Here is an 8057-nt window from a genome sequence, read left to right as displayed (position 1 = left end):
GGGATTGGCTAAACCTCGCGGTCTTGCAGCCCTTTGTACCATCCATTGTAGCACGTGTGTAGCCCAGGTCATAAGGGGCATGATGATTTGACGTCATCCCCACCTTCCTCCGGTTTGTCACCGGCAGTCACCTTAGAGTGCCCAACTGAATGCTGGCAACTAAGATCAAGGGTTGCGCTCGTTGCGGGACTTAACCCAACATCTCACGACACGAGCTGACGACAACCATGCACCACCTGTCACTCTGTCCCCCGAAGGGGAACGTCCTATCTCTAGGAGTGTCAGAGGATGTCAAGACCTGGTAAGGTTCTTCGCGTTGCTTCGAATTAAACCACATGCTCCACCGCTTGTGCGGGCCCCCGTCAATTCCTTTGAGTTTCAGCCTTGCGGCCGTACTCCCCAGGCGGAGTGCTTAATGCGTTTGCTGCAGCACTAAAGGGCGGAAACCCTCTAACACTTAGCACTCATCGTTTACGGCGTGGACTACCAGGGTATCTAATCCTGTTCGCTCCCCACGCTTTCGCGCCTCAGCGTCAGTTACAGACCAGAGAGTCGCCTTCGCCACTGGTGTTCCTCCACATCTCTACGCATTTCACCGCTACACGTGGAATTCCACTCTCCTCTTCTGCACTCAAGTCCCCCAGTTTCCAATGACCCTCCACGGTTGAGCCGTGGGCTTTCACATCAGACTTAAAGGACCGCCTGCGCGCGCTTTACGCCCAATAATTCCGGACAACGCTTGCCACCTACGTATTACCGCGGCTGCTGGCACGTAGTTAGCCGTGGCTTTCTGGTTAGGTACCGTCAAGGTACCGGCAGTTACTCCGGTACTTGTTCTTCCCTAACAACAGAGTTTTACGATCCGAAAACCTTCATCACTCACGCGGCGTTGCTCCGTCAGACTTTCGTCCATTGCGGAAGATTCCCTACTGCTGCCTCCCGTAGGAGTCTGGGCCGTGTCTCAGTCCCAGTGTGGCCGATCACCCTCTCAGGTCGGCTACGCATCGTTGCCTTGGTGAGCCGTTACCTCACCAACTAGCTAATGCGCCGCGGGCCCATCTGTAAGTGATAGCGTAAACCATCTTTCAGCTTAAGGACATGAGTCCAAAAGCATTATCCGGTATTAGCTCCGGTTTCCCGAAGTTATCCCAGTCTTACAGGCAGGTTGCCCACGTGTTACTCACCCGTCCGCCGCTGACTTCAGGGAGCAAGCTCCCATCTGTCCGCTCGACTTGCATGTATTAGGCACGCCGCCAGCGTTCGTCCTGAGCCAGGATCAAACTCTCCAAGAAAGAGTTGATTAGCTCTTGTGTACATAATGTACATTGTTGATTCCGAAGAATCTTTTTTAAACGTTGACGTTTTATTGTTCGTTCAGTTTTCAAAGAGCAATTTTTTGGAGCGGGTGAAGGGAATCGAACCCTCATCATCAGCTTGGAAGGCTGAGGTTTTACCACTAAACTACACCCGCATTATAATAATGATATTATTAGGAAGACTCGATGGTCGGGAAGACAGGATTCGAACCTGCGACCCCTTGGTCCCAAACCAAGTGCTCTACCAAGCTGAGCTACTCCCCGTATATATGGCGCGCCCGAAAGGAGTCGAACCCATAACCTTCTGATCCGTAGTCAGACGCTCTATCCAATTGAGCTACGGGCGCATATGTTTCTAAAGCAACTTTTATATCTTATCACATCGTTTTGTTCTTGTCAACAACTTTTTTTGGTGCGGCCGAGAGGACTTGAACCTCCACGGGATTAACTCCCACTAGGCCCTCAACCTAGCGCGTCTGCCATTCCGCCACGACCGCTCATTAAGAGCGACAAGATCAATCATAACACAATGTTTTATCCAGCGCAAGCACTTTTTTAAGATTAAAGTAGAAGTGCGGGTGAAGGGAGTCGAACCCCCACGCCTTGCGGCGCCAGATCCTAAGTCTGGTGCGTCTGCCAATTCCGCCACACCCGCATATTAAAATGAAAATGGTGAGCCATGAAGGACTCGAACCTTCGACCCTCTGATTAAAAGTCAGATGCTCTACCGACTGAGCTAATGGCTCAAAAATAATGGCTGGGCTAGCAGGATTCGAACCTACGCATGACGGAGTCAAAGTCCGTTGCCTTACCGCTTGGCTATAGCCCAATATTAGAATGGCGGTCCCGACCGGAATTGAACCCGTGATCTCCTGCATGACAAGCAGGTAAGTTAACCGCTACACCATGGAACCTGTGATATATCAGGTATATTAAAGTGACCCGTACGGGATTCGAACCCGTGTTACCGCCGTGAAAGGGCGGTGTCTTAACCGCTTGACCAACGGGCCAAAAAATAAACTGGCGGAGAAGGAGGGATTTGAACCCTCGCGCCGCTTACGCGACCTACACCCTTAGCAGGGGCGCCTCTTCAGCCACTTGAGTACTTCCCCATAATGGCTCCGCAGGCAGGACTCGAACCTGCGACCGTTCGGTTAACAGCCGAATGCTCTACCACTGAGCTACTGCGGAATAACAATATCATCTTATCGACTCTTTACATTATAATGACCGGTATTTTAAAAGTCAAGCATGTTTTGAAGATATTTTCACCTGACTGTTTTCTTAATACTATTGCTCAATTAAAGTAGTTTCCTTAACGAAGCCTAACTTCCCTTTACATTTGCCGCAAACATATTTCCGTGTGTCAATCTTTCGTCTTCTTTCATATAAGTGACCGCAATTCTGACAGCGGTATAAAACTTGTTTTCTGCTTTTGCTAGTATGCACAGGTAAAGTAGAACAAAACCGCGGAGCTCCTACTTTTTTCATCAATGCCCGGAAATCCTGATCTCGATGTTTATACCCTTTGCCTTCTAAATGCAAATGATAATGGCAAAGTTCATGTTTGATAATGCCAATTAATTCTTCGACACCGAATTGTTCTAGATACTTTTTATTTAATTCAATTCGATGATCCCTCAGCATATACCTCCCGCCTGTTGTCCGAAGGCGGTTATTAAAAAAAGCTTTATGCCGAAATGGCTTTTGAAAACTTTCAAGTGATATCGTTTCAACCAGCTTTTGCAATTCTGCTTGTTCCATTTGAAAATCCCCTTTTAAACTTGTAAACATGACAACCTATTATAGCATACATTATAAGACCCCAGAGAACTGCGAATGAAACATATTGGAGGAATCATCATGCCTGTATGGTTTCAAAATCAAATTCAGCGAGCTTTTTATGAAAAAGATCGGTACCAGATAAAGTTATTAAATCAGTGCTGGTACTTTTATCGGAAAAAGTACAGTTAATAGTACCTTGCATTCTTTTGCTATCTCGATTTTACACAGTACTAATAGATCTTAAAGTTCATCATATAAGATAGGCATTCGCAGAGACATTCAAGCAACTAGCTGCGTTTATATCTTTTACCCTTATGTCAGCAAAAACGACACTGTTAATTTATACTATCAGAAAAGAGGGTGATCCTAAGCAAACCGCCCAGAATCACCCTCCTTTTCATTAAGGCTTAAGCATTGTTAAAGCCACTCTGCCTTTATTTTTATCCACTGAATCAACCCAAACCGTCACAACATCTCCAACAGAAACAACATTGAGCGGATGCTTGACGAACTGTTTGCTGAGCTTTGAGATATGAACAAGCCCATCCTGTTTTACTCCGATATCCACGAATGCTCCAAAATCGACCACATTGCGGACTGTTCCTTGGAGTTCCATTCCTGTTTCCAAATCCTCAAGCTGGAGGACATCCTTTTTCAATAATGGTTTCGCCAAATCGTCCCTTGGGTCTCTGGCAGGACGTACAAGTGCCTCAATAATATCTTTAAGTGTCGGCACACCGACCCCTAATTCATCAGCCGTTTTTTCAATGTCTAATCCCTTTAATTCATCAACAAGTGCGGTTGTCCCGAGATCTGCAGTAGAGAAACCTAAACTCTGCAGCAATTTCATTACTTCCGGATAGGATTCCGGGTGAATACTTGTGCGATCAAGAGGTTCAGAACCATCTAAGATCCTCAAAAACCCAATCGCCTGCTCATACGTTTTCGCTCCCAGGCGCGGGATTTTTTTCAGCTGGCTTCGCTGCAGGAACTTCCCTTCTTCTTCTCGCTTTTTAATGATATTGTTTGCTACTGTTTTGGAAAGACCTGCAACATACTGAAGCAATGAAGAAGAGGCTGTATTGACGTTAACACCCACTTGGTTAACGGCTGTCTCAACTACAAATGTTAAAGATTCACTCAACTTCTTCTGTGAAACATCATGCTGATACTGGCCTACACCAACCGATTTCGGATCTATTTTCACCAGCTCTGCCAGGGGGTCTTGAAGGCGGCGCCCAATGGATACTGCACTTCTTTCTTCCACCTGCAGATTAGGAAACTCTTCTCTCGCAAGATCTGATGCGGAATAAACGCTTGCCCCTGCTTCATTTACTATTAAATAATAGATTTCTTCATCTATTTCCTTTAAAATATCGGCAATAAATTGCTCTGTTTCCCTTGAAGCTGTTCCATTACCAATCGCAACCATTTCTACATGGAATGTCTTTAAGATATCAACGACTTTAGAACTTGCTTCTTTTCTTTTAGAAACAGGCGGATGCGGATAAATGACATCTATTTTTAATACCTTGCCGGTTTCGTCGACCACTGCAAGTTTACATCCTGTCCGATAAGCCGGATCAACCGCCAGGACAACCTTTCCTTTTAGCGGCGGCTGCAGCAATAATTTGCGAAGATTCTCTGAGAAAATCCGAATTGCCTGCTCTTCTGCTTTTTCTGTCAGCTCTGCACGTATTTCTCTCTCGATGGATGGCTGAATAAATCGTTTATAGCTGTCCTCAACCGCTTCTTTTAGATAGATTGCAGCAGGAGACCGGTCATCAGTTATCCACTTCTTCAACAGATATCCGACAACCACTTCATCATTCGGCTTAACGTTAATTCGCAGCACATCTTCTTTTTCACCGCGGTTTAGCGCTAATGTACGATGGGGAACAATCTTGCTGATCGGCTCCTCGTACTCATAGTACATTTCAAACACATTTTTCTCATCGTTTTCCTGATTCTTAAGCTTAGATTCAACTTTTCCGTTCTTAGCCGTTTCCTGCCGTATCCATTTTCTGCTCTCAGCATCGTCTGAAACCCATTCTGCAATAATTTCTTTTGCACCAGCCAGCACATCTTCAACTGTCAGCAGTTCATGTTCCTCTGACAGGAATTCATTTGCCTTCTCTTCTATTTGCACATTTTGCGGCAAACCAGCAAGCCACTCCGCAAATGGCTCTAATCCTTTTTCTTTTGCGATGGTTGCCTTCGTTCTTCTTTTTTGTTTATAGGGGCGATAAAGGTCTTCTACCTCTTGAAGCTTTGCAGCTTTTTGGATTGATTTTGAAAGTTCTTCTGTAAGCTTACCTTGCTCATCAATTAATCTAATGACCTCTGACTTACGCTGCTGCAGGTTTTGTATGTATTGCCAGCGTTCCATAATGTTGCGGATTTGCACCTCATCAAGGGCTCCGGTCATTTCTTTACGGTAACGCGCAATGAAAGGAACTGTATTACCCTCTTCCAGAAGGGCAATTGTACTGTTGACCTGTTTATTGGTTAGTCCTTCTTCTTTTGCAATTTGCTGCAAGATTTCTTGTCGATTTTCCAATTCTATTCCTCCACATTTTGCTTTTAATATTTATTTTAACAAAAGATGAAGTGGATTTCATATATTCCCTGTATACGTGTGCTTTATAGCTTTAAGTTAAATGTACAGATTACTGCCAGCTGACAAACCTGCAAAGTGGATGGCTGGGCATAGTTGGACATACATTTCACTCTTCACATTACCTTCTGATTACACAAGAAAACCTGCTCCCATTAGAGCAGGCTTCCAATAATAAATGTTGCATCATCATCATTTGTGGCACTTTCTTTTTTTATTGTTTCAGCAATATGGCAGATCGGCACAAATGGTTTGAGCAAATCTTTGACTCCAGTTATATTAATTCCATCTGAGTATACAAGAAATTTGGATTTGTTTTCGTATTTAAAACGCTGCGTATTAAAGGTTTGTTTCCTGCCTGACAAGTACCCCGTCACTGGCAATGGATACGTGAGTTTCTCGGATTGAGAATACAAAAAGAAGCGAATGTTGCCTACACAGCTGTATGTAAGTTCTTTCTCTGCAAAAGAGAACTTAAATATTGAAACAGCTGCTCCTCTTTTTTGAAGCAGTGCCTGATTACAGAGGTTCATTAATGAATCAACATCCATGTTGTGATGTTTTTCTACTATATCTGTTACAGCCGCAGAAGCTTCATTTGCATACTGTCCGCTCCCAAGGCCATCTGCAAGTACACATATATAGTATTCATCAGTAGCTACATAGTAATAGCTGTCACCACAATAATCCTTGCCTTTTTTTGCCGTTTGAAACGCAACGACTTCAACCTTATCGTTTAACATTTCTGTCATGAAAGGCACTCCGAATTATCCGCTTCTGCATGAATTGCCTCTTGGAGTTTCTTTATTGCTCTCCTTTGCAATCTTGATACATGCATTTGCGAAATACCAAGCTTGTCCCCGGCTTCTTTTTGACTTAAGTTCTCCAAGTAAGTAAATTGAATAATTTGCTTTTCCCGTTCAGATAAAACATGAAGGACTTTTTCTAAAACAAGCATTTGATTCACTTTTTCATATCCATCATCTTCGTTTCCGACAATGTCAAGAAGCGTAACGGTTCCGCCATCTGAATCTGCTTCAATTGAATGATCAACTGATAACGCCTGATAGCTTTTTCCCATCTCCATTGCTTCTAATACTTCTTCTTCTGAAACCCCGATATAATCAGCAATTTCATCTACTCTTGGCGAACGCTGAAGCTGTATGGTCAATTCTTCAGCTGTCGTTTTAATTTTTGGACCTAATTCTTTAATACGACGCGGTACGTGGACACTCCAGGTTTTATCCCTGAGAAATCGTTTAATTTCACCGATAATTGTTGGAACCGCAAAAGCTTCAAAGGATTTTCCGAAAGATTCATCATAGCGGCGGATCGCACCAAGCAGACCAATAATACCGACTTGTACGATATCTTCATGATAAGATCTTCCCTTAGAATACTTTCGGGCAATCGACTCTACTAAATTTTTGTATTGTAATACGAGTGTATTCTGGGCAACTTCATCCTGATGTTCTTGATAGGATTTAATTAGCTGATTAATTTCTTCTTTGGTTCTGTGATTAGGTTGAGATTGTTTCTGCATCCCTCTCCACCTGCTCTCCCTCTAGGTACTTAGTCATAAAGACCGTAACACCCTCTTTATGATGAATTCGAACTTCATCCATCAATGTTTCAATCAGATATAGGCCCAGTCCCCCTTCACGTAAAAATTCCACAGAATCTGTCTCATGATAAGGGCCGATCCCTTCTCTCGCCTGCTGAAAGTCAAAACTTTTTCCATTATCAGCCACCATGACTTCAAGCCTGTCATTATATAGGCCGAATCCAATTAGGACTTCCCCTTCGTCAGATTGCTTATATGCGTGCTGCACTGCATTAGTGCAGGCTTCACTCGTTGCAATCTTTAGATCTTCTATTTCATCATAGGAAAAGCCCAATCTGCTGGCAATCCCTGATAACGTCAAACGTATAATCCCAACAAACTCTGGTTTTGCAGGGATTCTCATTTCAATATAATCGAATGGTTCGTTCATTGTACTCCACCTTCAATCTGGGTGTTAATATCAATTATGTCGGCTAAGCCAGTAATCTCAAAAAGTCTTTTTAGCCTATCTGATAAACCAATGATCTTAAATTCTCCATTATTTGCACGGACGTTTTTAAAAACACCAACAAAAACGCCTAAACCTGTACTATCCATGTAGGAAACATCCGATAAGTTCACAACCATTTGGACGCCTTCCTTTTCAGCTAGCGGAAAGAGGTTTTCACGAAGTTTAGGTGCTGTATATGCATCAATTTCTCCGCTTACTTTTACTTCAACCAGCTTCTCATTTTCCTTAACGTCTATAGAAATATTCATACTAGACCCACCTTTA

Annotated in this window: 7 protein-coding genes, 10 tRNA genes and 1 rRNA gene (1 of these 18 running past the window's edge); 1 reads left to right on the top strand and 17 read right to left on the bottom strand. The window is 43.6% G+C overall.

Translation table 11 applies throughout. The features are described from left to right. The 12 genes from J1899_RS02065 to J1899_RS02010 all read right to left on the bottom strand — a co-directional run. Positions 1 to 1292 (bottom strand): 16S ribosomal RNA (locus tag J1899_RS02065); it reaches 258 nt to the left of the window's first position. A gap of 105 nt (positions 1293 to 1397) precedes the next feature. Continuing rightward, positions 1398 to 1471, bottom strand: a tRNA-Gly gene (locus tag J1899_RS02060). Positions 1472 to 1503: 32 nt separating this feature from the next. After that, positions 1504 to 1580, bottom strand: a tRNA-Pro gene (locus J1899_RS02055). A 6-nt stretch (positions 1581 to 1586) separates the two neighbouring features. Further along, positions 1587 to 1663: transfer RNA gene (locus tag J1899_RS02050), tRNA-Arg, on the bottom strand. 63 nt (positions 1664 to 1726) lie between these two features. Further along, a tRNA-Leu gene (locus tag J1899_RS02045) sits at positions 1727 to 1813 on the bottom strand. Positions 1814 to 1889: 76 nt separating this feature from the next. Beyond that, positions 1890 to 1971 (bottom strand) — tRNA-Leu (locus J1899_RS02040). Between the two features lie 15 nt (positions 1972 to 1986). After that, positions 1987 to 2062 (bottom strand) — tRNA-Lys (locus J1899_RS02035). Positions 2063 to 2070: 8 nt separating this feature from the next. Then, positions 2071 to 2145 (bottom strand) — tRNA-Gln (locus tag J1899_RS02030). Between the two features lie 109 nt (positions 2146 to 2254). Continuing rightward, positions 2255 to 2326, bottom strand: a tRNA-Glu gene (locus J1899_RS02025). 11 nt (positions 2327 to 2337) lie between these two features. Further along, positions 2338 to 2428 (bottom strand) — tRNA-Ser (locus J1899_RS02020). A gap of 4 nt (positions 2429 to 2432) precedes the next feature. Beyond that, positions 2433 to 2507 (bottom strand) — tRNA-Asn (locus J1899_RS02015). Between the two features lie 99 nt (positions 2508 to 2606). Next, complete coding sequence (locus J1899_RS02010) at positions 2607 to 3080, bottom strand: SprT family protein (protein ID WP_214477191.1); 474 nt, start codon at positions 3078 to 3080, stop codon at positions 2607 to 2609. 99 nt (positions 3081 to 3179) lie between these two features. Between J1899_RS02010 and cmpA the strand changes: the two genes are divergently transcribed. After that, positions 3180 to 3290: a cortex morphogenetic protein CmpA gene (cmpA, locus tag J1899_RS02005; protein ID WP_151575486.1), complete on the top strand. Its 111-nt coding sequence runs from the start codon at positions 3180 to 3182 to the stop codon at positions 3288 to 3290. Positions 3291 to 3501: 211 nt separating this feature from the next. Here the strand turns inward: cmpA and J1899_RS02000 are convergent, their stop codons facing one another. The 5 genes from J1899_RS02000 to J1899_RS01980 form a co-directional block, all read right to left on the bottom strand. Continuing rightward, positions 3502 to 5661 carry a Tex family protein gene (locus tag J1899_RS02000; RefSeq protein WP_425514992.1) on the bottom strand — a complete coding sequence of 720 codons (2160 nt, stop codon included), beginning with the start codon at positions 5659 to 5661 and terminating at the stop codon, positions 3502 to 3504. A 212-nt stretch (positions 5662 to 5873) separates the two neighbouring features. Next, positions 5874 to 6470: a PP2C family serine/threonine-protein phosphatase gene (locus tag J1899_RS01995; protein ID WP_214477189.1), complete on the bottom strand. Its 597-nt coding sequence runs from the start codon at positions 6468 to 6470 to the stop codon at positions 5874 to 5876. Further along, positions 6467 to 7261, bottom strand: coding sequence for an RNA polymerase sigma factor SigB (gene sigB, locus J1899_RS01990; RefSeq protein ID WP_066450624.1), 795 nt, complete (start codon positions 7259 to 7261; stop codon positions 6467 to 6469). Before sigB ends, J1899_RS01995 begins: the two co-directional genes overlap by 4 nt. After that, positions 7239 to 7712 (bottom strand): anti-sigma B factor RsbW, encoded by a 474-nt coding sequence (rsbW, locus tag J1899_RS01985; RefSeq protein ID WP_066450627.1) that lies wholly within the window; start codon positions 7710 to 7712, stop codon positions 7239 to 7241. Before rsbW ends, sigB begins: the two co-directional genes overlap by 23 nt. Then, positions 7709 to 8041, bottom strand: a complete 333-nt coding sequence (locus J1899_RS01980) for an anti-sigma factor antagonist (protein ID WP_066450632.1) — start codon at positions 8039 to 8041, stop codon at positions 7709 to 7711. Before J1899_RS01980 ends, rsbW begins: the two co-directional genes overlap by 4 nt. Positions 8042 to 8057 lie beyond the last annotated feature (16 nt).

The sequence above is a fragment of the Cytobacillus gottheilii genome (assembly GCF_018582665.1).
Classification (GTDB): Bacteria; Bacillota; Bacilli; order Bacillales; family Cytobacillaceae; genus Cytobacillus; species Cytobacillus gottheilii.
The sequence above is the reverse complement of the archived record's forward strand: the minus strand, read 5'-3'. Positions and strand labels throughout refer to the sequence as shown.